The following is a 25,416-nucleotide window of genomic DNA, read 5'->3' as shown; positions in this document are numbered from 1 at the left end:
TCGAGATCCGTGTCGGTTAATCAGCCGACGACTCTATTTCCCCTTCACCCTCCGATTGGATCGGCTCCGGTTGGTCATAGAGATGACACGCGGCGGGGTGTTCGCGATTCTGGAGCACCGGCCGTTGACGTTCACAAATGCTCTCGAATCGGTCCCGCATCACCGCGATTGCACCCTCGTGGTCGCCGGACACGAACCGATCGAACGATTCAGCGACCGTGGCTCGGTTTTCACCCTCTAGCTGGTGGTTGAAGAGTTCGTTCCATAGCTCCGCTTTGAGCGACTCCTCGTCCAGTTCGGCCGGGTCTTCGTCCGGTCCGGCGGCCAGTTCGCGCACACTCTGGACGCTGAGTTCGTCGGATTCGAGACGGTCGCGGTAATCCATCACCTCGCGGTACGCGGACTGGTTGATGTCCACGTTCTGTGGCGGGATGACGTTCGGACAACGCGTCCGGAAATGACAGCCCGACGGCGGATTTCGTGGCGATGGCACGTCGCCCGAAAGCGTGTGGATATCCCGTTCCTGTTCGCTGGTGTCGGCGCGCGGAACGCTCTCCAACAACGCCCGTGTGTACGGATGCTGTGGGTCGGTGAAGATTTCGTCTACCGGTCCGACCTCCACGATTTCGCCGAGGTACATCACCGCCACACGGTCGGAGATATGACGAACAACGGAGAGGTCGTGGGCGATGAACAGATATGTCAGGCCGAACTCGTCCTGCAAATCCTGCAGGAGGTTGAGCACCTGCGCCTGTACCGACACGTCCAGTGCGGACACCGGTTCGTCTAACACGACGAAATCGGGTTCCAGTGCGAGTGCTCGCGCGATTCCGATTCGCTGGCGCTGGCCGCCGGAGAACTCGTTTGGATACCGGTCGATTTGCCCGGCCGAGAGACCGACGCGTTCCATGAGGTCCTGGACGCGTTCTCTGCGTTCTCCCCGCGACCCGATGCCGTGAACGTCCAGCGGTTCGCGGATGATTTCGCCCGCCGTCATTCGCGGATCGAGACTGGAGAAGGGGTCCTGAAAGACCACTTGTGCGCGCTTCCTGAACTCGGTCAAATCGTCCATCTCGTAGACGTTTTGGCCGTCGAACTCGACCCGGCCGCTGGTCGGTTCGCGTAGGCTTAGCAGCGTTTCGCCGGTGGTCGATTTTCCGCAGCCCGATTCGCCGACGAGGCCAAGCGTTTCGCCCTCTTGTATCCCGAACGAGATACCATCGACCGCTTTCACGCTTTTCGGCTCCCGTCCGAGCAGACGGTCGGTCAACGTGTCCCGTTCGAAGTAGTACTTCTGTAAGTCTTCGACGCGTAGGAGTGGCTCAGTCATGATTCGTCACCTCCGTTTTCGGCAGCTGTGTCGCGGTCGAACCGGTCGCTCGACAGCGCGCGCGATTCGTCGTACTCCATTTGGGTGAGCACGCAGCGCGCTTCGTGTTCGTCGCTTCCACCCGCGTCGTACATCGGTGGATGGGAGAGGCAATCCTCCATCGCCTTCGGACAGCGGTCGGCGAAGTAGCAGCGGTCTTCCATCTCCGAATCCAGCAGGTCGGGGACGTTCCCCTCGATCGGTTGTAGTCGCGGGTCGGGTTCTTCCAAGTCCGGAAGCGACCCGAGTAGTCCCTGCGTGTACGGATGTACCGGCGTGTCGAACACGTCTTCGAGCGTTCCGCGCTCGACCAGCTCCCCGGCGTACATCACGCCGACGCGGTCGCACATCCTGGCGACGACGCCGAGGTTGTGCGTGATGAGCATGATGCTCATGCCGGTGTCCTCCTGCAAGTCCCGCAGGAGGTCCAATATTTGGGCCTGGATCGTCACGTCCAGCGCCGTCGTCGGTTCGTCCGCGATGAGCAGGTCCGGTTCCCCCGCGAGTGCCTGGGCTATCATCGCCCGCTGAAGCATCCCGCCGGAGAACTGGTGTGGATACTCCTCTGCGCGGTCCGCAGGGTCGGGGATGCCGACTTGCTCCAGCAGGGAGACAGCTTTCGCGTGACTCGCCTCGCTGACGTAATCCTGCGACGGCAGGACGGTACTCGCGATCAGGTTGGTAAGCCCGTACCCCTGCGTCCGCGAGCGCGTCGAGCGTGGGTTCGACCGCGCTCGCCGTTGGACTTCGACCGCTTCCGCGATCTGTTCGCCGACGGTAATCGACGGGTTCAGACTGCTCATCGGGTCCTGGAAGATCATGCTGAACGACGGGCCCCGAAGGGCGCGTCGTTCGCGGGTCGTCAACTGCCGAATATCGACGAACTCGCCATCGACGGCCTCCGGCCGGTCGCTTTTCGTCTCCTCGGCGAGCGTCGGGTTCCGGTACCACACTTCGCCGGAGGTGATTTTACCCGGCGATTCCACGAGGTCGATGATGGAAAGCGCGGCGACGCTCTTCCCCGACCCGGATTCGCCGACGACGCCGAACACTTCTTCCTCCCGGACGTCGAAACTGAGCGATTCACAGGCGTTGACCTGCCCCTTCTCCGTGAAGAAGCGCGTCGAGAGGTCGCGGACGCGAAGCAGGTCGCTCATACGCCACCTCCTTCGCCCTCGATACCGGGGTCGAGGGCGTCTCGCAACCAGTCTCCGACGAGGTTGATGCCGATGACGGTGATGACGATCGCTAAGCCGGGAACCGTCGAAATCCACCACGAGGTGGCCAAATAATCCCGCCCTTGCGAGATGTCGAAGCCCCACGAGAGGTTCACCCCGGAGAATCCGAGGTACGACAGCGCGCTTTCCAGCAGGATGATCGCGGCGATCTGGATGGTCGCCAGCACGATGATCGGCGTCACGCTGTTCGGCAGGATGTGTTTGCGCAGGATGAACGAGTCTCGCGCCCCGACTGACCGGGACGCTTTCACGTACTCCTTACCGGACACGGATAGGGCCTCACCACGTGAGACACGGGCGAACCACACCCAGTTGACGAGCGCAACGACGAGGATAACCGTCCCCGGAAGCGCGATTTTCGCGGGCATTCCGGAGACGACTCCCAGCGCCACGAGCGGGTCTGGGAACGTAATCACTGCGCGCTTGAACAGGCCAACCAGCGCGATGGCCAACACCAGCGACGGAAACGCCAGCATGATGTCGGCGCTCCGCATCAGCGCGTCGTCCACGAGTTTGCCGTAGTACCCCGCGACCAGCCCGACGGTCACGCCGATAAGCGTGGCCAGCGCGGTTCCGAACAGGCCGACGAGGAGCGACGTTCGCGCCCCGTAGATCACTCGCGACAACATGTCCCGGCCGAGCTGGTCGGTTCCGAGCGGATACGTGGGATTTGCTTCGACGTAGCTCGTGTTGTTGATGAGTTTTATCTCTCCATCGACCATTTCAGTGGTCGTCTCCGTCGTCTGTTTGCTGAACCCCAGCGGCGGCAGATTGGAGTCGTCCAGGTTCTGCCGAGTCGGGTTGTGCGGTGCCAACAGCGGTGCGAACATCGCGACGAAGATGACACCGATAACGACGACGATGCCGATTTTCGCGAGCAAACTCTGCCGGTATTCCCGCTTGAGGTTTCGAAGCGTACGCGGCGAAATCATTCGTACACCACCTGTGGATTGATGTAGGCGTACAGCGCGTCCACGAAGATGTTCAGAACGACGAAGCCGGTGCCGACGACGATGAGCGACCCCTGGATCAACGGCCAATCACGGGCGTTGATGGAGTTGATGATGAGGGTCCCGAGTCCCGGCCACGCGAACACCTGTTCGGTGATGACCGCGCCGCCGATGAGCGTCCCCAACTGCAGTCCGAGGACGGTGATGACGGGGATGAGTGTGTTCCGGAGCGCGTGTTTGTATCGGACCAGCGTCTCCGGCAGTCCCTTCGCCCGCGATGCGCGGATGTAGGTCTTACCCAGTTCGTCGAGCATGCCGCTCCGCGTGAGACGGGTGATGAGGGCGGTGAAGTACGTCCCGAGCGTTATCGCCGGGAGGAAGATGTGTGTCGCCCACGTCACCAGTCCGTTGAAGCTCCCCTGCGTGAACAGCATCTCTATCGCGGGGAGCAGACCGATTCCACGTTGACTCGTCGGAAGCGGCCCACCGACGGCCAGCAACAGTACCAACATAATGCCGAGCCAGAAGTTCGGCGTGCTGATACCGGCCAGCGAGAACGTCGTCGCTAGATAGTCCGCCGGCTCGTGACGACGCGTCGCACTGAGGACGCCCAGCGGAATCGAGATGACGACCGCGACGAGACTCGCCGCGACCGCCAGTTCGAGCGTCGCCGGAAGGCGATTGAAGATCCGCGTACTGGCCTGCGTTCCCGAGATGTACGAGTAGCCCATATCCCCTTGCAGGAGTCCCGCAAGATACTCGAAATACTGGACGTACAGTGGTTTGTTCAACCCGAGTTCGACCGCGATTCGCTGTTTTAACTGCGGACTCGCGTCCAACGGTGCGATAAACGTGACGGGGTCGCCGGGCGTGATGAATCGCAGGAGAAACACCACGGTGACGACGCCCCAGATGACGAATATCCCCTGTACGCTCCGTCGGAGCATGAATCGACCCATCGACATCTACTGACACCTCATCGATAGTTCCGACATCCTACTTTTGCGAAATCGCGTAGGCGTCGATGAGTTCATCGCGCCGTGCTTCCCACTTTAACTGTTGGTTGACGCCGTAAACGCTGTACTGCCGGTTGAGGTATATCCACGGCGCGTCGTTGTGGAGGATCTTGTTCACCTCTTTCAGCTTCGCGTTGCGCTTTTGGCCGTCCGGCATGTTCTGAGCCTCCTTCATCAGCTTGTTCACCTGCTCGTTGCTGTAGGAGGTGAGCGCCCCATCCTTCGTCAGTAGCGGGATGATAGTTTGACTGGCGTCGAACGTCGCATTACCCCATCCGATGAGGTAGAAGTGTGGGCCTGTTTTGATGTCCCCGTCGGCCAACTCCCCGGCGAGTGCGTTGAAATCACGCTGTTGGACGGAACAGTTGACGTTGCTGAGTTGGTTTATTTGCTGGGAGACGGCCTGTGCGATTTCCACGTCCTTCAGGTACCGACCGACCGGCGTGTGAAGCGTAATCTGCGCACCGGCGTGACCACTCTCCCGGACGAGGCGCTCGGCCTTCTTTTTGTTCTGCTCGTACGGTTTGACGTTCGAATTGTAGCCGGTAAATCCCTCCAGCGTCGGTTGACTGGTCTGGTCGGCGAAGCCGGAGAGGACGTTCTTGATGATGCTCGGCAGGTCGATGGCGAGGTTCATCGCCTGACGGAACTTCGTGCTAGAGAACGGCTCCACGTCGTAGCGCATCGCGTTGTAGATGATGCGCGTGCTCGGCACCGCGGCGAGGCGCGACTTGTCGGACCCTCTCACGCGTCCTGCGTCCTGTGGCGGGACGTTGACGACGATGTCCGTCTCGCCGTTGACGAGTTGGTTCACTCGTGTGCTCGACTCCTTCGCCGCGTTGAAGGTGAGCTGTGAAACGGCGGCCGGGTCGCGCCAGTAGTTCTCGTTGCGCTGGAAGACGACCTTCACGTCCTCCTGATAGTTCTGCAGCTTGAACGGCCCGGTGCCGTTCATGTTCTTGGCGATGAAGTTCTTGTTGTTGTTCTCTATCCACTTCTTCTGGACGATGTCACAGTACGTGGCGAACAGGCCGAACACGATAGGGTTGACGCCGTCGGACGTGACCTCGATCTTGCCGTCTTTGACTTTCGCGCCCGTCACGCCGGAAAGCTGGTCGCTCTGTGGACTTTCCAACCCACCAACGTCCGATTTCACGATGCGGTTGATGCTGAAGGCGACGTCCTCCGGAGTCAGGTTGTCCCCGTTGTGGAATTTCACGTCGTCGCGGATGGTGAACTCGACCGTCCTATCGCCGGTACGTTCGTAGTTCGTCGCCAGTTTCTTCGTGATTTTTCCCTTCGGGTCGCGGGAGAGCAAGCCTTCGTAGGCCTGCAGGACGACGTTGTCCGTCGTTGTTTCCCGATGGTTGTGGGGGTCGAGCGTCGATGGCATCTGCCCCTGAGTGATGATGACGGGGAAATCGCCCGTCTGTCCGCCGCCTCCACCGTTACCGCCGGTAGTCGTTCCGTCCTGATTTCCGTTGCCGTTTCCGCTCGTGCATCCGGCGATCGAAGCCGTTGCCGCGGCTCCACCTGCAAGCTTCAGATACGTGCGCCGATTCAGTTGCTCGTCGGGCATACCCTCTTATGGCCGTTTCTCAGATATATATCTGTGGTAGAAGTCATCAATCCCCGCGTCTAATAATCTCATGACATATATTGTCGAACACAACCTCACTTTTATGTAATCAGACATCGAAAGGTTGAATATGGCCGTTCACGGCCGACATCCCTCACTGCGAGATTTGTTCGACGAGTCGCCCACGCCGCACATCGCCCATCCACCCCATACCCACCACCGTGATTTCTACGTCGCCACCGATGGCTCGTACAGTCACAACGCCGGTGAGGGCGGGCTCGGCGTCATCATCGAAACCCGCGATGGCAAGCGTGTCACCCGGCTTTCTGTCCCCGACTATGATGTCCCCGACAACAACGTCGCCGAATACCGAGCACTTCACTTGGGTCTCGACGTGTTAGCCGTTCGCGCCCCCGCGAATGCACGAGTCGGTGTGCTGGTTGACCACGACCAACTCGCCGCCAACGTCAACAATGCGGTGCTCGCCAGCAATCGAACCGACTGGCGACCCCCGAAACCGTTCACCGTTCCCTCTGCGGGGCGATTCCACTGGCGCGGCATCCGTGCCAGAATCGCCGGTTTCGGTGAACTTCGGGCCGCCCAAATCCGGAGCGATTGCAACCCCGCACACCCCTTGGCGAACGCGCCGAAGGAGTACGCGCACGTGAACCGCGAACCGGTGCGGTGCCTGCTCCCCGACGCTCCGGGATCGAGCGAACCACAGATCCCGCCGCCATCCCGGGCGAACAGGCACGCAGGTGATTGATCGATACTGACGTTCAGTCCACGAGTCCCTGCTCACGCATGTGTTTTCGGAGTTTCCGTTCGGTGCAGAACGTCGCCCCACACACCTTGCACTGATGCGGGTCGTTGCTCATGTCGAATCGGAACGTCGTGCATATTCATACCGTCTTCCCTGAAATTCGAGGCTCGACGGCTTGGCTTGTGCACTGTCTACCGAACCGGCCACGGCGGTGATAGGTCACGAATCGGTATGATACCGACAACGAAACGACTACAACACCCCTCAGAGAGGACTGCCGTAAGGTGTGGCACGCGATGGGTACGCGGATATTCGACTCGCTGAGACGATATTGGAAACGACGAACGAACCGCCCTGACTACCGGCAGGCGTACGTCAAGCTTCCGCTCGACACCGATCTCCCTGCGCTGGCACACGAGTTCGAGACCATCTGTGAAGGCCGACTCGACCGACTTCCCCAGCGGGATTCGATCGTCGTCGAGACGGATTACGTTTCGGAAGCGCGGTTCGACTCCGACGGGTTCACGGATCTGATCGATGCAATCCGAGAACGCTGTCCCGATGGATACGTTCTATACGAATCGACCAAGTGGCGGCGTCATCAGGACGGCGTGGCGAAGACGCATACCGTTGTCCCCGTGAGACCCCTGTATTCGATGTCCGGGTCGGAAGAACCGGTTTCGAAAGGACGAGTTTCCGGACGTCCTCGGTGAAGGGTTCGGCTTTACTCAATACTGTGTCCTCGTGCCTACGGCACTGTGGGCACCGCTCACGCAAAAAATCGCCACCAAAAAACGCTACTCCCTGCTTGCGGATGCTATTCTTTCTGTGCGTCCACGACCGCCACGCCTGCCAGGTTGACGATGTCCTTCACTTCGTCGCCGCGTTGGAGGACGTGGACCGGTTTGTCCATGCCGACGAGCATCGGCCCGATGGCCTCCGCGCCGCCGAGTCGCTGGAGGAGTTTGTAGCCGATGTTACCCGCCTCGAGGTTCGGGAAGACGAGCACGTTCGCTGGTTGGTCCAGGTCTGAGAACTCGTAGGTTCCGGTGAGGATTTCCTCGACGACTGCGGTGTCGGCCTGCATCTCGCCATCGACGTCGAAATCGACTTCGGGGTCGTCGCGGAGTATCTTTGCCGCGTCTCGCGGTTTACGAGTCCCTTCGTTGTCCACGCTGCCGAAGTTTGAGTACGAGAGCAGTGCGGCCCTCGGTTCGACGTTGAACCGACGCGCGAGTTTTGCGGTCTGCTTCGTCACTTCCGCCAGCACGTCCTCGTCAGGTGCCTGATTCACCGTGGCATCGGCGCAAAAGATGACCTGATTCTTGAACGTGAGCATGTACACTCCGGCGGCGTAGTTCACGTCCGGAGCGGTGCCGATGACCTGCAACGGTGGGCGGAGTGCGGATGGATACTGATGAGTCAGACCGGTGAGCATCGCGTCTGCGTCGCCCTGTTCGACCATCACGCTTCCGAAGTAGTTGCTGTCACGCTCGACCAGTTCCGCGGCCTCGCTTCGAGTAACCCCCTTTCGTTCGCGTAGTTCGTACAGACGGTCGGCGTAGTCCTCGTAGTCGCCGTTTTTGGGGTCGACGACTTCGGGCTGGAAATCGAGTCCGAGGTCAGCGGCGGTGGATTCGATTTCTTCGCGACCACCGATGAGGACGGGGTCAGCGATACCCTCCTCGCGCAGCTGATAGGCCGCGCGAATCATCTTCCTGTCCGTACCCTCCGCGAGTGCGACGCGCTTTGGGTCGCTTTTCGCCTTGTTTAGGACGACGCGCATCATCTCGCGAGATTTGCCGAGTCGTGCTTCGAGCGTTTCGACGTACTCGCCGACGTTGAGGTCGCTCCGGGCGACGCCGGTTTCGATGGCGGCCTCGGCGACCGCCGGTGCGACTTCGAACAACACCCGCGGATCGAGCGGTTTCGGGATGATGTATTCGGGACCGAACTGGAGCGGTTGGTCGCCGTAGGCTTTGACGACGGCGTCCGGCACGTCCTTCTTGGCGAGTTCTGCGAGTGCGCGCGCCGAGGCGATTTTCATCTCCTCGTTGATGTCGCTGGCACGCACGTCGAGCGCGCCGCGGAAGATGAACGGGAATCCGAGGACGTTGTTGACCATGTTGGGATAGTCCGACCGTCCGGTCGCCGTGATGACCATATCGTCGCGTGCCGCTTTTGCCTCTTCGTAGCCGATTTCGGGGTCGGGGTTCGCCATGGCGAAAATAATGGGGTCGTCGGCCATCGAGCGCACCATCTCTTGGCTGACGATGCCGCCGACCGAGAGGCCGACGAACACGTCCGCACCCTTCAGGGCGTCCGCGAGACTTCCCTCGGGGATGTCCCGCGCGAATTCCGTTTTGAACTCGTTTATGTCGCCTCGTTTGGCGCGGTTTTCAGTGATGATTCCCGAGGAGTCACACATCGTGATGTTCTCCCTGCGCGCACCGAGTGAGACGTAGAACCGGGCTGTCGCGATCGCGCTGGCACCAGCGCCCGAGAAGACGATGTTCAGTTCCTCCAAGCGTTTCCCGTTGATTTCGGTCGCGTTGAGAAGGGCGGCCCCGCTGATAATGGCAGTTCCATGCTGGTCGTCGTGGAAGACGGGGATATCCATCTCCTCGCGGAGTCGTTCCTCGATTTCGAAGCACTCCGGTGCTTTGATGTCCTCCAGATTGATGCCGCCGAAGGTGGGCTCCATCGCACTCACGGTGCGAATGATGTCGTCGGCGCTTTCCTGGTCGAGTTCGATATCGAATACATCGATATCGGCGAATCGTTTGAACAGGACGCCCTTTCCTTCCATAACCGGTTTACTTGCTTGTGCGCCGATGTCGCCGAGTCCGAGGACGGCGCTCCCGTTCGATACCACGCCGACGAGGTTTCCTTTCGCGGTGTAACTGTACGCATTTCCGGCATCGTCCGCGATTTCCTCACACGGGGCGGCAACGCCGGGCGAGTATGCGAGGCTCAGGTCACGCTGTGTATTCGTCGGTTTCGTCGTCGATATCTCGATTTTCCCCGGCGGGTCGCTCCGGTGGTAATCGAGTGAATCCTCTTCGAGTCCCATGCCCGGTATCTTCCCGCCCTCCGCTAAAAATCTATCCGAATCCGTCGAATTTGCCTTCGACGAATGTCGAACTCACGGATGGAGTATCGACGGTCGCGGAATCGTTCCCTCGCGGCCGACCGCAGTCATCGCTTTCGTGGGCCAGTCTCCCGATTTCGTCAGGATTTCCATCCCGTCCTCGGAGATAAGCACCGTATCTTCGCTTTTTGCACCCTGCACCGTCGGGTTCCACGCGAACGTCATCGGAAGCCGGATTTCGGCATCCGTCGTCGGCGTGGCGATCCACTCCCGACCGGCATAGCCTGCGGCCCCACCCTGATGATGTTTTTTCCACTCATCTTCGTAGCCGACCGCTTCGTACGCCGATCGAATCGCTTCGAACACTTTTGCTCCCGCTTCCCCCTCGGTCCCGGCCTGTTTGGTCGCCGCGAGGGCCGTCGCTTCGACCGTTGCTGCGGCTTGATGCCGCGATTCGAGCCACTCCGGTGGGTCGAACGCGACGGTTCGAGTCAGGCTCGCGTGGAGCCCTCCTCGTTCCGCAGTGACGGAAACGAGCGCGTAGTTCCCCAACTCCGAATCGGTCGGCGTGTAGTGACGGTACTGCTGTGCTCGCTCACTCCCGCCGACGAGCGTGACGGGCGTCTCGATTCCTCGTGCATCGAGCGCGCCGCGCACGGCAGACGCCACGTCGCGTTCCGTATCCTCCGGCTCCAGCTCCCGACAGATGGCTTGGACCGCCGCGGCGGTTTCCTCGCCGAGGGTTCGATACGCCTCGATATCGTCCGGGGTCAGCGGTTGGCGTAGTGCGGATGCGGTCACCGATTCGAAGTTCGGGACGTCGAAATCCGCGGCTGCGGGCGTCGTCGCGTGTTCCACGACGGCCTCCGCGAGGGACTTCTCGTACCACTCGTATGCGATGACGGAGACATCACCCGGACATTCTTCGTCGCGTAAACGTGGTGCCTCGATAGTGTCGGTGACGACGCGAAGGTCGTTCCCGTCGTAGCCGACTGCCGCGACTCCGACGTCGCCTTCGCGATCGACGACGTTGTTGCCCCCCGTAAGCCACGCGAAACTGTTCGGTCGTGCGAACCAAACCGACTGGAGGTCGCGCGCATCGAGGAGGGCATCGAGACGGTCCAGTTTCGTCATGTTCGGTTGGTCGCTCCGGAGTCCCTTGAAGCTGTTTCTGTCGTAGTCTACGGCTCTGCGGAAACGTTTCATTCCCACAAAACTTATCACATCCTTACACGAACGTACGTTCGCCCACCATGCCGCCCGCTGGTGGCCTCGCAGGCCTGTTTGGCTCCCGTTGAACCTTCCGCCCGGCTTTTTCTTTATGGCTACACTCTCCCGTTCCCCGGCATCCCCTGTCTCCCACGTTCCGGGAAAGTCGGACAGACCTAAGTACGACGCCTCCAAACCTCCTAAAAAGGGGATTACCGTGATACGACACGACACAACCGAGGTGAACATCTAATGGGGTCGCGATTCCGGCGCTTTGCCGCGTTCACGACGAGTCTGACGTTCGCTCTCATCCTGCTTGGCGTTTACACCGCCGCGTCGGGAGCGGGCCTCTCGTGTAGTGCTCAGTGGCCGTACTGTGATGGCGGCCTGCTCCCGCAGAGCATTCCGAGCTTCATCGAGTGGTTCCACCGCCTCGTCGCGATGGTGACCGGCTTTTTCATCCTCGGAACGACCGTCGGCGCGTGGAAATACTACGACAGCACCCGTATCCGAGTTGCGGCGACCATCGCGCTGGTCGTCCTCCCGGTGCAGTTGCTCCTCGGCGGTGCAACCGTGCTCATCTACGGCCCTGCTTCGCAGGTGGCCCACCACGCGGCCGCGATGATAATCTTCGCGTCGCTGATGGCAACCACGCTATGGGCGTACGAAGAACCGGACGAAGCAGCGACGTCGGCAAGCGAATCCACCACCGGATACCCATCTGACGACTGATATCTTCCGTCGAAATTTTTAACGGGTTCGTGCGAGATTCCGATAGTAGGTTTCTATACGATGATTGACTATGTAGTATCGGGGGAGAACCACAATGCACAGACGGACCTTTCTCAGGGGGAGTGCCGGAGCTGTCGCTGGACTGACGCTCATAAACAACGCGAGCGCTCAGGACGGCGGCGTCGTCAGAATCGGCTCCGACATCCCGTATCGACCGTTCGAATACCAAACAGCGACCGGTGAGCTCGTCGGCTTCGACGTGGATATCGCCGACGCGATTTTCACCGGGCAGCTCGACCGAAACTACGAGTTCGTCCAGACGAGCTTCGACACCATCATTCCGAGCCTCAACAACGGGAACTTCCGCGTCATCATGAGCGCGATGACCATCACGCCCGAACGAGCGAAACAGGTCGATTTCTCCGACCCGTACTTCACGGCGTATCAGACAGTCCTCGTGTTGAAAGACGGTGGCATCAACGATCTGCAGGATTTGCGCGGACAAACGGTTGCGGTACAGAAGGGAACCACCGGCGAACAAGCTGCAGAAAAGTTGAAGCGGCAATTCAACGGAAATCTCACCATCGACAGCTACGACCAGATTCCCGATGCCTTCGCCGCGCTCGGCAACAATCAGGCCGCGGCGGTCATCAACGACAACACAGTCAACGCGGAGTTCGCACAGCAGAACGACCGCGTCAGGTTGTTGGAAGGAGAAGGGGTGGCGGAGCAGCAGGGACGAGAGAACGCTCCACCATACCTCACGCTCACCGTCGAGGAGTACGGCATCGCGTTCCGGAAGAACGACAACCAGTTCCGACAACAGGTCAACGACGCACTGGCGACGATTCAGGAGAACGGCACGTACGACGAAATCTACGACGAATACTTCCAATCGGTGGGAACTGACGGGGGCACGACCAGTGGCTAACTGCCACGGGTGATCGTGATGGCCGAGACGTACACCGAGCAGGGTGTCGAACGTCCGACGGAGGGCGAAGAGGGATTCCTGACCGACCGGCGCGTCAAGTGGATCGGCATAGCGGTGGCGGGCCTGTTCACTGCCAGCATCCTCTTTTTCTTGGTTCTCATTTTGACACAGTTCGTCGACTACGACCTGTTGGTGACCATCATCCCGCAGTTCGTCGATGCGCTCCTTCTCGTGCTCGAAATAATCGTCATCTCGAGCGTCCTGTCGCTCTTCTTCGGCGTGCTCGTCGGATTGGGCCGCGTTTCCCAAACGGAGTTTACGCAATCCATCGCCACGCTGTATGTGGAGTTCTTCCGAGGAACGCCGCTTTTGTTCCAGTTGTTCGTCGTCTATATCGGAGTTCCGGCACTGTGGACGGGGAGCGTCTTCCCGATATCCAACTGGAGCTACGCCGCCGCCATCATCGGATTGACGCTGAACCACACCGCCTACATCGGCGAGGCGGTCAAGGGCGGCATCAACTCCGTCGCCGAAGGACAAACGGAAGCGGCGCGGTCGCTCGGTATGTCGTATATCGACTCGATGCGATTCGTCATCCTGCCACAGGCGTGGCGCAACGCGCTGGCGGCCATCGGTAACGACCTCATCATCCTCGTCAAGGATACGTCGTTGCTGACGGTACTCGCCATTCCCGAACTCATCAGCGTCTTCCGGAACGTCAACAGCGCGACGTTCGACGCGTGGACTCCAATCGTGGTGGTCTCCGTAGCGTACCTCGTCATCACCGTTCCGCTCGGGAAGCTCGTCCGGACGCTGGAAGAGCGTTCCATGTGGGGGACGGAACGATGAGTGTCCCCGAAGTGGAGTACGATCACGTTGACAAGTATTTCGGCGAGACACACGTGTTAAAGGACGTCAGTCTCGCCGTCGATGACGGCGAAGTGGTCGTCATCGTCGGCCCGAGCGGAAGTGGGAAATCCACGCTCCTGCGCTGTACGAATCGACTCGAAGAGATTCAGAACGGCGAAATCAGAATCGAAGGACAGGCGATCACCGACCCGGACGTGGACGTGAACGAACTCCGGGAACATATCGGAATGGTGTTCCAGAGTTTCAACCTGTTTCCGCACAAAACGGCGGTGGAGAACGTCGCCCTCGCACCGAAAGTCGTCAAGGGATTCGACGATGGGGGTGCGGAGAAGTGGGCGAGGGCCATGTTGGACCGCGTCGGCCTTTCCGACCAAGCCGACAAATATCCGAACCAGCTTTCGGGCGGCCAGCAACAGCGCGTGGCAATCGCCCGTGCGCTGGCGATGGACCCGAGCGTCATGTTGTTCGACGAAGTCACCAGCGCGCTCGACCCGGAACTCGTCGGCGAGGTGCTCGAAGTCATGCGAAACTTGGCGGAGGAGGGGATGACCATGCTCGTCGTCACGCACGAGATGGGGTTCGCCCGCGAAGTCGGCGACCGCGTAGTGTTGATGTCCGAGGGGCGCATCGTGGAATCGGGGCCGCCGCGGGACTTCTTCGCCAATCCCGAGACCGAGCGTGCGAGACGATTCCTCGCACGAGTCCATTAAGGAATAATTTTTGATTTCAGGCGATTAGGTATCACGCGTCGAAACCCATTTATTTGCCCACTTGAGAGACACCGTATGGCTCTCGATCAAATCAACGCGGGTTGGCTATCCATCGTTCCGGCCCTGCTGGCGATTAGCCTCGCGTGGTATTCACGCGACGCTATCATCGGCCTTTTCGTCGGTGTTGCGGGGGCAGGGGCGGTTTACGGCGCACTGAAGCCCGCCTCTGCGGGTGTTCCTTCGGATATGATTGGGGGTGTGTTCGGCCACCTCCTCGGCGCGATATTCGGCTTGAAACACGTCCCGACCCTCATCGCGACTTCCCCACTCTTTTCCGACTCGTGGTACGTCGAAAACGTCCTGCTCGCAATCTTCGCCATCGGCGGCATGATCGGACTGATGATTCGCTCCGGCGCGATTCAGGGCGTTCTCGAAGCCCTGGCGGCACGAGCGGACTCACCCGCAGACGCGGAGAAAGCGGCGTTTCTCGCGGGTATCATCGTCCACATCGACGATTATTTCAACTGCCTCGTGGTCGGGTCGATGATGCGCCCGCTGACGGACAAGTACAACGTCTCGCGGGCGAAACTCGCCTACTACGTTGACAGCGCCGGGAGTCCGGCGGCCCGCCTCGCATTCTACTCGACGTGGGGTGTCGCACTCATCGGCTTCATCGGCAGCGGTCTCGAATCGGCCCATTCCCAGAACATCCTACCCGCGTACATGAGTGGCTATGTCGTCCAAAACGGCGACAAGGCGCAGGCTGCGACCGACCAAATCTGGCCGCTGTTCTTCAACAGTCTCGCGTTCGGGTTCTACTCGTGGACGGCGCTCATCGTCGCTGCGCTGGTTGCGTGGCAGGTGGTTCCCAACATCTTCACCATGGGCGACGAGGAAGCCCGTGCCAGAAACGGCGGCGGCGTCGTCGGCGACGACCACGACCCGATGATCTCCCGCGAGATGGACGAGTACGAGATAGCGGACACCGCGACCCCGGACTGGCGTAACTTCGCCATCCCCATCGCCACGATGATCGTCGTCGGCCTCGGCGCGATGTTCTGGCGCGGAAGTCCGGTTATCTCCACCCCGGAAATGAATACCCTGTTCTCGCTCGGCGGGTACGATCTCATCCTTCCGGCGGGTGGAAAGTGGTCGTTCAACATCGGCGGCATCCAACTCGGCCTCGCCTCCTTCTCCGCGCTAGTCGTCGCGTTCGTCCTCTATCGTCTGAAGGGCGACATCCCGAGCAACAAGGACGCCACCGAGGCCATGACGCGCGGATTCAAGGGAATCCTGCTCGCTGCGGTCATCCTCATGTTCGCCAGTTCCATCCAAAACGCCGTGACGGTGCTCGGTATCTCGAAGTTCGTCACGAACTGGTTCACCGGGGTTCCGGCTTTCCTCGTGCCGGTGGCGCTGTTTGCCGTCACCAGCATGGTCAGCTTTTCGGACGGGAGTTCGTGGGCGACCTACGGCATCATGTTCCCCATCGCCATTCCCGTCGCGTTCTCGACGGGCGCGAACCTCCCCCTCGTCATGGGTGCGGTGTTCAGCGGCGGTATCTTCGGCGACCACAGTTCGCCCATCAGCGACACGACGGTGCTCGCCTCCTCGACCAGCGGGAGCGACCACCTCGTCCACGTCAAGACGCAGATTCCCTACGCCCTCATCTGTGCGACGGTTGCGGGTACGTTGTTCCTCCTCCTCGGCTTCGTGCTTCCGGAGAGCTTCCGGATCTTCCCGTACTAACACGAGTTTTCGAAATCGTCGCGGTCGTTTTGTAAAACCGTGACTCCGGTCGCTCCGGCGTCACGCTCACGAATTGGAACTGATCTCTGTTGCGTTGTGCTGTTTGCAGGTGTCAGGCGCGAGTCACGCCCAACCTATGAGGTTTCGGTCGGACGCTTCGCGTTCTCGCCTTCGCCCCGTCTACGGACTGGCCCGGGGGAAATCACCGATTTCCCCCGGTCGCGAAAGTGGTCCCCTCTTTCCCGGATGTGGCTTGCACCGATCAGTACTCGTCTCCGCGACGAAGTCAATCCCAGTGCGTCGTTGAGACTGGTGTCTTCGGAACATCAGGGTGCGTCGACGGAGAACGGTTCGACGTGGTTCGATTTGGACTGCTCGAAGACGAATGGCGAAACTGCGTCACATGAAGTCGCCGAGGCCGGACTGTCCGTCGTCCTCGCTCCGGGTTTCGGCTCCCTGCTCATTTTCGGCGTCTTTCGGGTCCTCGTTTTCCGATTCGTCGGATTCGCCCGCTTCCGAATTCTCCTCCTCGTCCGATTCCGAGGCGAAGCTCCCATCGAACGCGCCACCCGAATGTTCGACGGCGGCCTTCTCCTTCGATTCCTCGGCGTCTTCCACGATCTGCTGGACTTTGTTCGTGTCCTTTCCGCTCCCCGTGATGAACGAGACGTGCTTTGCTTCCATGTCGTAGCGCGCCGCCATCGTCACCGTCAGCTCCCGATTCTTGCAGTGGTGGGTCATCTCCGCGAGATACGGGATGACCTCCCGCCGGGCCGTGCTCATGCTGATACCACTCTCCTCGGCGATTTTTCGCGCGATGTAGTCACGGGTGTTTCGCGCGCCCTTCGAACTGCCGAGCTTGCGCCAGTAACTCGGCGGTCCGTAGCGCGTCCATCCACCCTTCTTACCGCGACGTGATGCGGCGACTCCCGCGGTCGCGTTGTCGGTCGCGTAGCGCCAGTATCGGTAGTTCTGGGTGGCTCGAACGCGACCCAACCAGCGGTCGGCGTTCGCCATGAAACCGTAGGCGTCAGCGAGTTCTTCGCCGTCGTAATCCTTCGGAACGTTGTCCTCGATCCAGTTGAGCAGGTTGTCTGGCGTCTCGTCCACGTCGTAGGATGCCTTCAACGCGCCCTCCGCGTCCTCGTTTTTGATGAGATCGTCCAGAAAGTCGAAGATCCCGCTCGTCGTGTCGCGCTCGGCGGTCACGACGTCGTCCGCGGTGAGTGTTCCGTTCGACGTTGCGACGGCTTGGAGGTCGTTCACCGCGGAACGGAGGTCGCCGCTGTCGTTTTCCGCGATGGCTTCCAACGCCTCGGGTTCGTACTCGATGTTCTCCTGACGGCAGATATCTCGGAGGGCTGGCGTGATGCTTCGGGCCGACACGTCCCGGAACTCGATGGTTTCACAGGCGTTTCGCAGGGAGTTCGACATATCGTAGAACTCGTTCGCGATGAGGATGAGCGGTTGACTCGCCGATTTCACGACGTCCGTAATCGCACGCGAGCCGCCGCGGTCCGCGTTGTGCGTCAGATTGTCCGCCTCGTCCATGATAACGACGCGCCTTCCCCCCGTCCCACCCGTCAGTGTGCCGCTTTTCGCCGCCTCTCCCGCGACGCGTTGTATCACGTCGCCCGTCCGCTGATCGCTGGCGTTCAGTTCGATGGTCGGCCATCCCATATCGTTCGCCAGCGCGTGGGCTGCCGACGTCTTCCCGACGCCGGGACTGCCGTGGACGATGACGGCGTCCCCGTGTTCTTCCCAGGTTTTGGCCCACTCGTGCAGTTTATCCCGGGCCTTGTTGTTCCCGCGCACCTCCGAGAGCGTACTCGGGCGATACTTCTCCGTCCAGTCTACCATTACGTCGTCCTATGCAGGTAGTGCGTTTAGTGGTTGCGAAGGCTGAACCGAGCGTGAGTCGATGAAGATAAGAGACCATCGACGATTACAACAACTGTCCTTTTGCAACCGGCATCACTCGCCCACCGACCGCAACTCCGATATCGTTCCCGTCCTTCGATGCTCGAAGGTGAAGGAGTGAGGGGCGACCCATCTCGTAACCCTGTTCGACACGAACGTCGATTTCGTCCGCACCGAAGAACTCGTGTTCGACCAGATATGCGGCTAAACACCCGTTCGAAGACCCCGTCGCCGGGTCTTCGGGAACGCCTGCGCAGTCGGCGAACACCCGCGCGTGCAGATCGTTTTCCGCCTCCGTTTCCGGCGCGAAAAACAGGATGTTCAGGTTTCCATGCGGTTCGATGAGTTCCTCGTAGTACGGTTCGTGGTTCGTCTCCGCTCGTCGAACTGCATCCAGCGACCGAAGCGGGACGACGAGGGTCGGCAGCCCAGTCGAGATGAGTTGGGCCGGATAGTCGGTGTCGATATCGTCCTCGTCGAGACTGAGGACTCGGGCCACGAGGGAAGGGTCGATGGTCTCCTCGAACGTCGGTGGGATTTGGTGCATCCAGAACTGTTCGGATCCGTCGTCGTCCCGTTCGACGTGAACCGGAATCCGTCCAACGTCGAGGTTGAGGGTGAGTTCGTCCGGCCGGTCCTCGCGGACGAATTCACGAATCACGAACGCGGTGCCGAGCGTCGGATGCCCCGCGAACGGCAGCTCCTCTGCGGGGTCGAAAATACGAACATCATACCCGCCGTTTCGGGGAGTGGACGACTCGATAAACGTTGCCTCCGAAAAGTTCGTTTCTCGCGTGATAGCCAGCATCTCCTCGTCTGTCAACGAGTCGGCGTCGTGGACGACGGCGAGTTGATTACCCGCGTATTTTTTCTGCGCGAACACGTCCACGACGTGGAAAGGATTGTCTGCCATGGCGGAGTTTCAGTTCGTGGGTGGAAATGTGTTCACCTCCGCACCACACCTTTTTCGCCCAACAGGTCGTACTCCGTCTGCTATGGGGGACAGTCAATCCGGGCAGATGGACGACGAAGAACGGGACGAGTTCTTGACTACGGGGGGTACCGGCGTGGTTTCGTTTTCGACGGGATCCGACGAAGCGCCCTACTCGCGTCCGGTATCCTACGGCTACGACGCCGCGACCGGTCATTTTTACTTCCGGTTCGCCATCGGACCGAACAGGGAGAAGTCGGAGTTCGTCGACCACCCGATATCGTTCGTTACGTACGACCAGGGGGAAAGCGGCTGGAGAAGCGTCATCGCCACCGGGACCGTAGACGACGTGGAAACGGCGGACATCGACTCGGAGATCATCGATGGAATGCGTCGGGTCGATATTCCGCTCGTCGATATCTTCGACCGGCCGTCGAGGGAAGTTTCGTTTCAGTTTTTCCACTTCGTTCCGGACGAACTCACGAGTCGAAAGGAGATACGAACTGAAGATTGAGTCTCGGTCGGACGACGAACTCCTCGTTTCGACGGCGTTGGTCGTAACGATTTACACGGTGACATCGCTCACGGTCGGTGTTTTTCCGATGGCAAGGATTCCGTTTACGGTCGGAACCGAGTTCGTATCTTTCCCGTAGCAGTCCGAGAACGACGCCGATTCGCCAACACGAGTGAGTCAGCGTTTCTGTTCTACGTGAACTGTATCGTCGTCGACGACTACCTCGTATCCCGCGAACGAAAACGAAATACGGAGATCCTGTCCGCCGTGTTCGACCATCGCGTTCAGTGCGTCCGGATCGATGCTGTCGTACAGTCGCGGAAGGTCGTTGGTCTTCACTTCCGCGCGGTCAGCTACTGCGACGACGATTCGATGGCTGATGGGTTCGTGCTGTTGGGTTCCGGTCATCGTGGTGCGACTCTGATTTGTGGTGTCCATGTTGCGAACGTCCAATCATCGTATCGACCGGACGGTCCTGACGGCATCGCCTATGTCGAATGGTTTGGTGTAGTGTATCGTTTCACACGTCGGTACCGCCATCGAACATCGTTCCGAGCAGTTTCTCCACGCCCGTCCATAGATGTTGGCTGAACGTGGGTTGTGAAACGTCGAGCGCATCCGCACATTCCGCCGCGGTGCTCTCGCGGGGCCACGAGAGGTAACCGAATCGGACCGCTACTTCGACCGCCCGGAGCTGCTTTTCGGTCAAGTTCGACAGCAGATAGGCGGTCCGTTCCCGGTTCGCGATCGCGGGGACGCTGGCACCGAGCGAGCGTTTGGCGATCAGATCGGCAGTTGGATGGTTCTCCTCGAACGTCTCCACGACTCGTCGAACGGACCCGTACGACGGCACGTCCGCGATAACCGTCGCGTCGCCGTTTTCGGCCCGTGCGGTTTTCAACACGGCGTCCGAGTCCGCCAGCGTCGTCGTCACACACGACCCGGTGATGACGAACGACATCAGCGTCGAATCAGGGCGCTCACGGACGATTCTCGCGTCGTGTGCTGTCTGTATGGAACCGACAGCATCGAGCAGGGTTTCAGGCCGTGTTCCACGAACGTCGAAAAATTCGAGGAGGTTCCCGTCGGAGCGGCGTACTACCTTTTCCCCGACGAGTTCGCAACCTGCTCGCTTGGAGGCCGTGACGAAAAAGCACGACTCGTCTCGGAGCGAGAACTCGAGTTCTACGGTTTCGTCCCGTGGTGGATGCGGGGACTGTCGGTGGACCATCCTGTCCGGGTAGGCTTCTCGAACCGTTATGTCCTTCGTGGCGGGTGTGAACGTTACACACGTCAGAAACCTTTTAGGCCTGTGATTTGTCGTCCGGGGTATGTTCCCCGAACGCATCGAGACGGAACGCCTCGTACTGGACGCACTGACTCACGAGAACGTCGATGTGTTCGAACTATACCGGCACGTCGCCCACGATGCGCCGGACATCGACGAGATTACGGAACACCTCTCGTGGGATCCCCATGTTACGCCGAAGGAGACGAAGGATTTCATCGACATCGCGGAGAAGAACCGCGTCGAAGGCGAAGGTTCGGAATTCGTAATTCGGCTGCAGGATGGCGAACCGGGTGCTTCGTCGGGACCGTCCGACGGTTCCGACGAAATCGTCGGAGCGACCGGTATACACGTGGATTGGGAGCGCCGAACCGGCACACTCGGCTTGTGGCTTCGGAAGCCGTTTTGGGGGCGGGGGTACTCAGGCGAGCGTGCGTCGGCACTCATCGACCTCGCCTTCGAAACCCTCGACCTCGAACTGGTCGCCGTCGAGCACATCGACGGCAACGAGAAATCGAAGCGTGCAATCGAGAAATACATCGAAGCACACGGCGGACAGTACGACGGCCTGCTTCGCAATTGGCATCCTGACGGCGATGCGGTTCACGACTCGCATCGCTTCACCGTGACACGTGAACAGTGGCGGGAACGTCGCGATGGTGATGGGTCGTGACCGACCGATTCGACGTGCACGCGATTCGTCATCGCCTGAAGCTGAAGCGGGATGCTGGACACACCTCCCTGTTCGAAAATCGCGATTCCGTGGTCTGTCCGGCGTGCGACGAACCGTTCGCCGAGGTGCTGCTGACCGAGCGACGAAAACACAGCTTTGGGCCGACCGAGTCGATTCGATTCTGTGTCGTTCGAGAGGGAGACTGCATGCAACTGTTTACGCACGAGCCGTGAGATTTCGATCCGTATCGATTCGTTACGACTTGTACTTCGCGATGAGCGACCAGAGGCCGAAGCCCATCCCAGTGCCCGCAGCCGAGGCGGTCAGCCCCATCGAGAGGAACGCCAACGTCTGAACGAACAGCACGACGACTGAGGGTAGGCTAGTCCGAAGCGGTACCTGTGCCTCTTCGTCCCGAATCGTCGGGATGAGCGAAATCATGATGACGATACTACCCGCTAGGAAGACGTACTCTTGCCACATTCGTTTCTCACCTCCTGCCAGTCCCTGAGGGAGTAACGGGGGGTTGGCAGGCGTTATACGGATATTAACTCAGAGTCGAATAAATATCTCGGTTTGGGATGAGGTTTGGAATGATCTATAATTTCGGTGGTATGCTATCGAACCTCGTGCAACTGTTTCTCGTTGAGTGGGACAACGATTTGTTTACAGCTGTTTTGCGACCATTTCTCCCCAGTGTTCGAAGCCGTAGCGGTCGTAAAGCGCCTGTGCGCGGTCGTTTTCGCGGTCAACGTCGAGGACGAGTCTCTCCAGCGGAAGCGGTTGATCACGGGCGAGGGTAACTGCCGCCTCCATCAACTCGTCCGCGACGCCGGTTCCACGGTGGTCGGGATGGACGAAGATCTCGTTCAACACTGCGGCGTCCCAGATGAACGCGAGACGGGCAGGTAGAACGAACACGTAACCAACGAGTTCCTCCCCGTCATCCGCGACCGTGACACAGCGCTCATCGTCGCGCACGCAGCGTTCGACCCAGTCGGTGTACTCCTCGCGGTACTCGTCGGTCAGTTTTTCGGCATAGATGTCCGCCTTGTCGTCCGTGCCGGTTCCCTCACCGAGGCCGAGTTCGAAACCGCGTTTGAGTTTCCACAGCTCGTCCGCGTCGTCCGCGTCGTACGGGCGAATTTCCATACCGTTTCTCCGCAGGGAAGGGGCTTACTTTTTGCGTGACTCCCAGACGCGGAACCCGAGGATACCGAAACTCATCACCCCAAACAGGAGTTGTCGTCCGCTCTGAACGATTGGGAACGTTCGCTCTTTTCCCGCCGGGTCAGGTCCTCGTGCGAGGTCGAATCCCGTTCGATAATGGGTGTTCCCCGTCGAACCGCGGGATTCGGATTCGAGGAACGTCTGTACGACTCCTTCCTGATTCGAGAAGCTCAATTTTCCCGAGACCGTGTAGAACTGGTCGTGAATCGGATAGAACACGTTCACGCCGTTGGTGACCAGATCCAACCCGACTCCCGCAACCAGTAGCGAGACGAGGCTCACCCACGCGACTCGGACGCCGTACGCCCCCCAGCGCCGACGAATCCGGTTGCCGCCGACTCTGTCCATGAGAAGGAGTGCGCAGATTCCCATCGGAAGGAGTAGCGTGTGTAAGACTGCCCTGTGTCCTCCCGGAACCCACAACCCTACCAGCGTGTCGAGGTCCGGTAACGCGGCGGCGGCCATCACCACGGCTGCTGCGCGACCATCGAAATGGTCGGCAAGCAGTGACGTAGCGAGTAAGCCTGCCACCGCGACGTGTACGACCGTCGATGGCATCAGACGGTGGACGGCATCGTCATGGATAGTAATTGCCCGGCAGTGACGAGCGTAGGCTCACCGTACTTTCGGTACGCTCGGATGATTGTTCGGTATGCTCGAGTGAGTCGCGTTTGTTCCGGATTGGTTTCGGGAGGGAGATGCTTGGGAAGGTTATCCGACGTTTTCCAGTGTCGTTGGGAAGCGTCCACGGGATCGATCCCTTCGAAAACTGCCTTACTTTTCAACACGATGGTCGCTACGAACGACCGCCCCAATCATCTATACGCCTCTCGAACCGATTCTTTCGTCGCTACTGCTCCTTCGGTTATCCTCCGTCGGAGACGTCCCCTAACGAGCGGATGGCAAACGCTTCGCGTGTGTTCGCCCCGAGGAACGGGATTCCCACGCTGCGCTCGATGGCGCGACGGAAGTGTGTTCGTGCGAGCGACGAGCGAGCGGAGGGGGCGAGTCGGGCGGGGAGGGTTGAACTTTCGCGGGCCGATACGGTTTTTGGAAGTCGTCGATACCGAACAGCGGTCGGGAAAGGATCGGAAACGAGATCGCTGGAACCGATCTACTGTCAGATTTTCTGGGTCTCGACGAGTGTCGAAGGGTGGTTTCGATATCCTTTTCCGTGTTACCACCACACGCAATTTCATGACAGATGCGCGCCGGACCCTCGCGGAACAGATCGCGGGCGAAATTACGCTGTCCGACGACCCCGGGGCAACCCTTCGCAAGTGGCGCACCGATTTCGACGTGTCTCAGACCGCGCTCGCCGACCACTTGGACGTTTCCTCATCGGTTATCTCCGACTACGAAAGCGGGCGGCGCGAAAATCCCGGTATCGGCGTCGTTCGCCGGACGGTTACGGCCCTGCTCGATATCGACGAACAGCGGGGTGGTGACCGGATCCGCCAGTACGCTCGGGTCCTCTCGGCGGGATTCGATAGCACCATCGTCAACGACCTTCGTGAGTATTCGACGAGTGTTCCTCTCTCGCGGTTGTACGACGCCATCGACGCGACAGAAGTCGCATCCGGGGCGAAAGACGGAATTACAGGTCACACGGTCATCGACAGCATCGAGGCCATCACTCGCCTCTCGAGCGAGGAGTTCTACCGTCTCTATGGGCAGAGTACGAGTCGAGCGCTCGTCTTCACGAACGTCACCCGTGGGGAATCCCCGCTCGTCGCCATGCGTGTCGTCAACCCGACACCGAACGCAGTCGTCCTGCACGGACTCGATGCCGATGACCTCTGGGAGCACGCCGGAAAACTCGCCCAACTCGATGGGTTTTCGCTCGCCGTCACCGACTGCGACAAGGAGACGATGGTCGATGCCATGCGCGAACTCGCCCCGTAAAGGGTGGCGTGGTGAAGGCCAGAACTGAACTATTGTAGATGTGTTCGTATCGTGTAATGAGTACAGAGAAACCACGCGAGGAGGTCAGGCCGAACTCCCCAACCTGCCCGTGGTGTGCGAAAAACATAGACGAGCCGACCGATCGGGTTCAAATAGTGCCGCCCACTCGCCAACCGCCCGAACGTCGCTTTTCCACACGTTCGTCGGCACACACGTGGCATCTGCACAGGGAATGTGCCAGTCAGTGGCGAAATTTCGTCTCGCACCTTCGAACCCTCTCCGGATGTGGTGCGTTCCGAACGCTCGTGGAGGGACCGCTGTCGGGCGACGTCAATGAAATGGTGGAATGGAACGATTCCTAACACGTGCTAAAATATCTGTTGTCCAGTACGCTTCCGAACGCAACTTCTCCGTTCCCCGCTGGTCGAGTCGCTATTTCGACACGATACACAAAACCGGGACGACGACCGTGGGACTGACGACCGCCGAGCGTGCGAGCGTGCCGCACTTGCCCCAAGTGACTGATCGGCAGGACGGGCTTCGAACACAAACGGTTGGTCGAATTTGGGTTGGGCGGGCAGGCCGACGGCCTGCCCGCCCTGCGGTTAGGCCGGGAACGAGCGAACGAGTGAGCGATCGAGCAGACGCGAAGCGTCTGCGAGGGGAGCGAGTCGGGCGTGGCTTGTGCCTCGCAGTCGTGGTCAACGAGACGGACCCAACGTTCCTGACCGCTCAGACGTAGCAAAAC

The 25,416-nt window shown here is 60.0% G+C and carries 28 protein-coding genes; 13 read left to right on the top strand and 15 right to left on the bottom strand.

What is annotated here, in order from left to right:
- Positions 1-16 precede the first annotated feature (16 nt).
- The 5 genes from OOF89_RS02470 to OOF89_RS02450 are packed head-to-tail and all read right to left on the bottom strand — an operon-like array spanning position 17 to position 6,152.
- A complete protein-coding gene (locus OOF89_RS02470; RefSeq protein ID WP_266078123.1) occupies positions 17-1,330 on the bottom strand; it encodes an ABC transporter ATP-binding protein in 1,314 nt (437 codons plus the stop codon).
- A complete protein-coding gene (locus OOF89_RS02465; RefSeq protein WP_266078121.1) occupies positions 1,327-2,526 on the bottom strand; it encodes an ABC transporter ATP-binding protein in 1,200 nt (399 codons plus the stop codon). The genes OOF89_RS02470 and OOF89_RS02465 overlap by 4 nt, the downstream gene beginning before the upstream one ends.
- A complete protein-coding gene (locus OOF89_RS02460) occupies positions 2,523-3,539 on the bottom strand; it encodes an ABC transporter permease (protein ID WP_266078119.1) in 1,017 nt (338 codons plus the stop codon). The genes OOF89_RS02465 and OOF89_RS02460 overlap by 4 nt, the downstream gene beginning before the upstream one ends.
- Positions 3,536-4,522 carry an ABC transporter permease gene (locus OOF89_RS02455; RefSeq protein WP_266078117.1) on the bottom strand — a complete coding sequence of 329 codons (987 nt, stop codon included), beginning with the start codon at positions 4,520-4,522 and terminating at the stop codon, positions 3,536-3,538. Before OOF89_RS02455 ends, OOF89_RS02460 begins: the two co-directional genes overlap by 4 nt.
- 31 nt (positions 4,523-4,553) lie before the next feature.
- Positions 4,554-6,152 (bottom strand): ABC transporter substrate-binding protein, encoded by a 1,599-nt coding sequence (locus OOF89_RS02450; RefSeq protein WP_266078115.1) that lies wholly within the window; start codon positions 6,150-6,152, stop codon positions 4,554-4,556.
- Positions 6,153-6,282: 130 nt separating this feature from the next.
- On the opposite strand from OOF89_RS02450, the gene OOF89_RS02445 reads away from it, so the two are divergent.
- Complete coding sequence (locus tag OOF89_RS02445) at positions 6,283-6,918, top strand: reverse transcriptase-like protein (RefSeq protein ID WP_266078113.1); 636 nt, start codon at positions 6,283-6,285, stop codon at positions 6,916-6,918.
- 13 nt (positions 6,919-6,931) lie between these two features.
- Here OOF89_RS02445 and OOF89_RS24600 read toward each other — a convergent pair whose 3' ends face one another.
- Positions 6,932-7,030, bottom strand: a complete 99-nt coding sequence (locus OOF89_RS24600) for a C2H2-type zinc finger protein (RefSeq protein WP_407661578.1) — start codon at positions 7,028-7,030, stop codon at positions 6,932-6,934.
- A 181-nt stretch (positions 7,031-7,211) separates the two neighbouring features.
- Here OOF89_RS24600 and OOF89_RS02440 point away from each other — a divergent pair, with 181 nt between their 5' ends.
- Positions 7,212-7,628 carry a hypothetical protein gene (locus tag OOF89_RS02440; RefSeq protein WP_266078111.1) on the top strand — a complete coding sequence of 139 codons (417 nt, stop codon included), beginning with the start codon at positions 7,212-7,214 and terminating at the stop codon, positions 7,626-7,628.
- Between the two features lie 104 nt (positions 7,629-7,732).
- Here the strand turns inward: OOF89_RS02440 and OOF89_RS02435 are convergent, their stop codons facing one another.
- Together OOF89_RS02435 and OOF89_RS02430 are read right to left on the bottom strand one after the other, a co-directional pair.
- Positions 7,733-9,988: an NADP-dependent malic enzyme gene (locus OOF89_RS02435; protein WP_266078109.1), complete on the bottom strand. Its 2,256-nt coding sequence runs from the start codon at positions 9,986-9,988 to the stop codon at positions 7,733-7,735.
- A gap of 72 nt (positions 9,989-10,060) precedes the next feature.
- Complete coding sequence (locus OOF89_RS02430; RefSeq protein WP_266079833.1) at positions 10,061-11,140, bottom strand: M24 family metallopeptidase; 1,080 nt, start codon at positions 11,138-11,140, stop codon at positions 10,061-10,063.
- A 327-nt stretch (positions 11,141-11,467) separates the two neighbouring features.
- Here OOF89_RS02430 and OOF89_RS02425 point away from each other — a divergent pair, with 327 nt between their 5' ends.
- The 5 genes from OOF89_RS02425 to OOF89_RS02405 all read left to right on the top strand — a co-directional run bounded on the left by OOF89_RS02425 (position 11,468) and on the right by OOF89_RS02405 (position 16,207).
- Positions 11,468-11,947 carry a COX15/CtaA family protein gene (locus OOF89_RS02425; RefSeq protein ID WP_266078107.1) on the top strand — a complete coding sequence of 160 codons (480 nt, stop codon included), beginning with the start codon at positions 11,468-11,470 and terminating at the stop codon, positions 11,945-11,947.
- A gap of 94 nt (positions 11,948-12,041) precedes the next feature.
- The gene (locus OOF89_RS02420) at positions 12,042-12,878 is read left to right on the top strand and encodes a basic amino acid ABC transporter substrate-binding protein (protein ID WP_266078105.1); all 837 of its coding nucleotides are present in this window, start codon (positions 12,042-12,044) and stop codon (positions 12,876-12,878) included.
- A gap of 18 nt (positions 12,879-12,896) precedes the next feature.
- Complete coding sequence (locus OOF89_RS02415; RefSeq protein WP_266078103.1) at positions 12,897-13,727, top strand: amino acid ABC transporter permease; 831 nt, start codon at positions 12,897-12,899, stop codon at positions 13,725-13,727.
- Entirely contained in the window at positions 13,724-14,458 is a 735-nt protein-coding gene (locus OOF89_RS02410) for an amino acid ABC transporter ATP-binding protein (protein WP_266078101.1), read from the top strand. The genes OOF89_RS02415 and OOF89_RS02410 overlap by 4 nt, the downstream gene beginning before the upstream one ends.
- Positions 14,459-14,533: 75 nt before the next feature.
- Complete coding sequence (locus tag OOF89_RS02405; protein ID WP_266078099.1) at positions 14,534-16,207, top strand: Na+/H+ antiporter NhaC family protein; 1,674 nt, start codon at positions 14,534-14,536, stop codon at positions 16,205-16,207.
- 399 nt (positions 16,208-16,606) lie between these two features.
- On the opposite strand, the gene OOF89_RS02400 is transcribed toward OOF89_RS02405, so the two are convergent.
- On the bottom strand, positions 16,607-18,067 hold the full coding sequence (locus OOF89_RS02400; RefSeq protein ID WP_266078097.1) for a replication factor C large subunit: 1,461 nt from the start codon (positions 18,065-18,067) through the stop codon (positions 16,607-16,609).
- 85 nt (positions 18,068-18,152) lie between these two features.
- Positions 18,153-19,040 (bottom strand): PhzF family phenazine biosynthesis protein, encoded by an 888-nt coding sequence (locus OOF89_RS02395; protein ID WP_266078095.1) that lies wholly within the window; start codon positions 19,038-19,040, stop codon positions 18,153-18,155.
- A gap of 82 nt (positions 19,041-19,122) precedes the next feature.
- Between OOF89_RS02395 and OOF89_RS02390 the strand changes: the two genes are divergently transcribed.
- A complete protein-coding gene (locus OOF89_RS02390; protein WP_266078094.1) occupies positions 19,123-19,572 on the top strand; it encodes a pyridoxamine 5'-phosphate oxidase family protein in 450 nt (149 codons plus the stop codon).
- 177 nt (positions 19,573-19,749) lie between these two features.
- On the opposite strand, the gene OOF89_RS02385 is transcribed toward OOF89_RS02390, so the two are convergent.
- Both OOF89_RS02385 and OOF89_RS02380 read right to left on the bottom strand, forming a co-directional pair.
- A complete protein-coding gene (locus tag OOF89_RS02385) occupies positions 19,750-20,010 on the bottom strand; it encodes a HalOD1 output domain-containing protein (RefSeq protein ID WP_266078092.1) in 261 nt (86 codons plus the stop codon).
- An 82-nt stretch (positions 20,011-20,092) separates the two neighbouring features.
- The gene (locus OOF89_RS02380) at positions 20,093-20,803 is read right to left on the bottom strand and encodes a bacterio-opsin activator domain-containing protein (RefSeq protein WP_266078090.1); all 711 of its coding nucleotides are present in this window, start codon (positions 20,801-20,803) and stop codon (positions 20,093-20,095) included.
- A gap of 100 nt (positions 20,804-20,903) precedes the next feature.
- Between OOF89_RS02380 and OOF89_RS02375 the strand changes: the two genes are divergently transcribed.
- Positions 20,904-21,533 (top strand): GNAT family N-acetyltransferase, encoded by a 630-nt coding sequence (locus OOF89_RS02375; RefSeq protein ID WP_266078088.1) that lies wholly within the window; start codon positions 20,904-20,906, stop codon positions 21,531-21,533.
- Entirely contained in the window at positions 21,530-21,766 is a 237-nt protein-coding gene (locus OOF89_RS02370; RefSeq protein ID WP_266078086.1) for a DUF7385 family protein, read from the top strand. The genes OOF89_RS02375 and OOF89_RS02370 overlap by 4 nt, the downstream gene beginning before the upstream one ends.
- 22 nt (positions 21,767-21,788) lie before the next feature.
- Here OOF89_RS02370 and OOF89_RS02365 read toward each other — a convergent pair whose 3' ends face one another.
- The 3 genes from OOF89_RS02365 to OOF89_RS02355 all read right to left on the bottom strand — a co-directional run bounded on the left by OOF89_RS02365 (position 21,789) and on the right by OOF89_RS02355 (position 23,321).
- The gene (locus tag OOF89_RS02365) at positions 21,789-22,016 is read right to left on the bottom strand and encodes a hypothetical protein (protein WP_266078084.1); all 228 of its coding nucleotides are present in this window, start codon (positions 22,014-22,016) and stop codon (positions 21,789-21,791) included.
- 183 nt (positions 22,017-22,199) lie between these two features.
- Positions 22,200-22,685 carry a GNAT family N-acetyltransferase gene (locus OOF89_RS02360; protein ID WP_266078082.1) on the bottom strand — a complete coding sequence of 162 codons (486 nt, stop codon included), beginning with the start codon at positions 22,683-22,685 and terminating at the stop codon, positions 22,200-22,202.
- A gap of 24 nt (positions 22,686-22,709) precedes the next feature.
- Positions 22,710-23,321: a metal-dependent hydrolase gene (locus OOF89_RS02355; RefSeq protein WP_266078080.1), complete on the bottom strand. Its 612-nt coding sequence runs from the start codon at positions 23,319-23,321 to the stop codon at positions 22,710-22,712.
- 639 nt (positions 23,322-23,960) lie between these two features.
- On the opposite strand from OOF89_RS02355, the gene OOF89_RS02350 reads away from it, so the two are divergent.
- From OOF89_RS02350 to OOF89_RS02340, 3 genes are read left to right on the top strand one after another with little or no spacing between them, the layout of a single operon-like run.
- On the top strand, positions 23,961-24,668 hold the full coding sequence (locus OOF89_RS02350; RefSeq protein WP_266078078.1) for a helix-turn-helix domain-containing protein: 708 nt from the start codon (positions 23,961-23,963) through the stop codon (positions 24,666-24,668).
- Between the two features lie 56 nt (positions 24,669-24,724).
- Positions 24,725-25,030 (top strand): hypothetical protein, encoded by a 306-nt coding sequence (locus tag OOF89_RS02345; protein ID WP_266078076.1) that lies wholly within the window; start codon positions 24,725-24,727, stop codon positions 25,028-25,030.
- Positions 25,015-25,410 carry a hypothetical protein gene (locus OOF89_RS02340; protein WP_266078074.1) on the top strand — a complete coding sequence of 132 codons (396 nt, stop codon included), beginning with the start codon at positions 25,015-25,017 and terminating at the stop codon, positions 25,408-25,410. Before OOF89_RS02345 ends, OOF89_RS02340 begins: the two co-directional genes overlap by 16 nt.
- Positions 25,411-25,416: the final 6 nt, after the last annotated feature.

Source organism: Haladaptatus caseinilyticus, from assembly GCF_026248685.1.
Taxonomy (GTDB): Archaea; Halobacteriota; Halobacteria; order Halobacteriales; family Haladaptataceae; genus Haladaptatus; species Haladaptatus caseinilyticus.
This window is presented reverse-complemented; position numbering and strand designations above follow the sequence as displayed.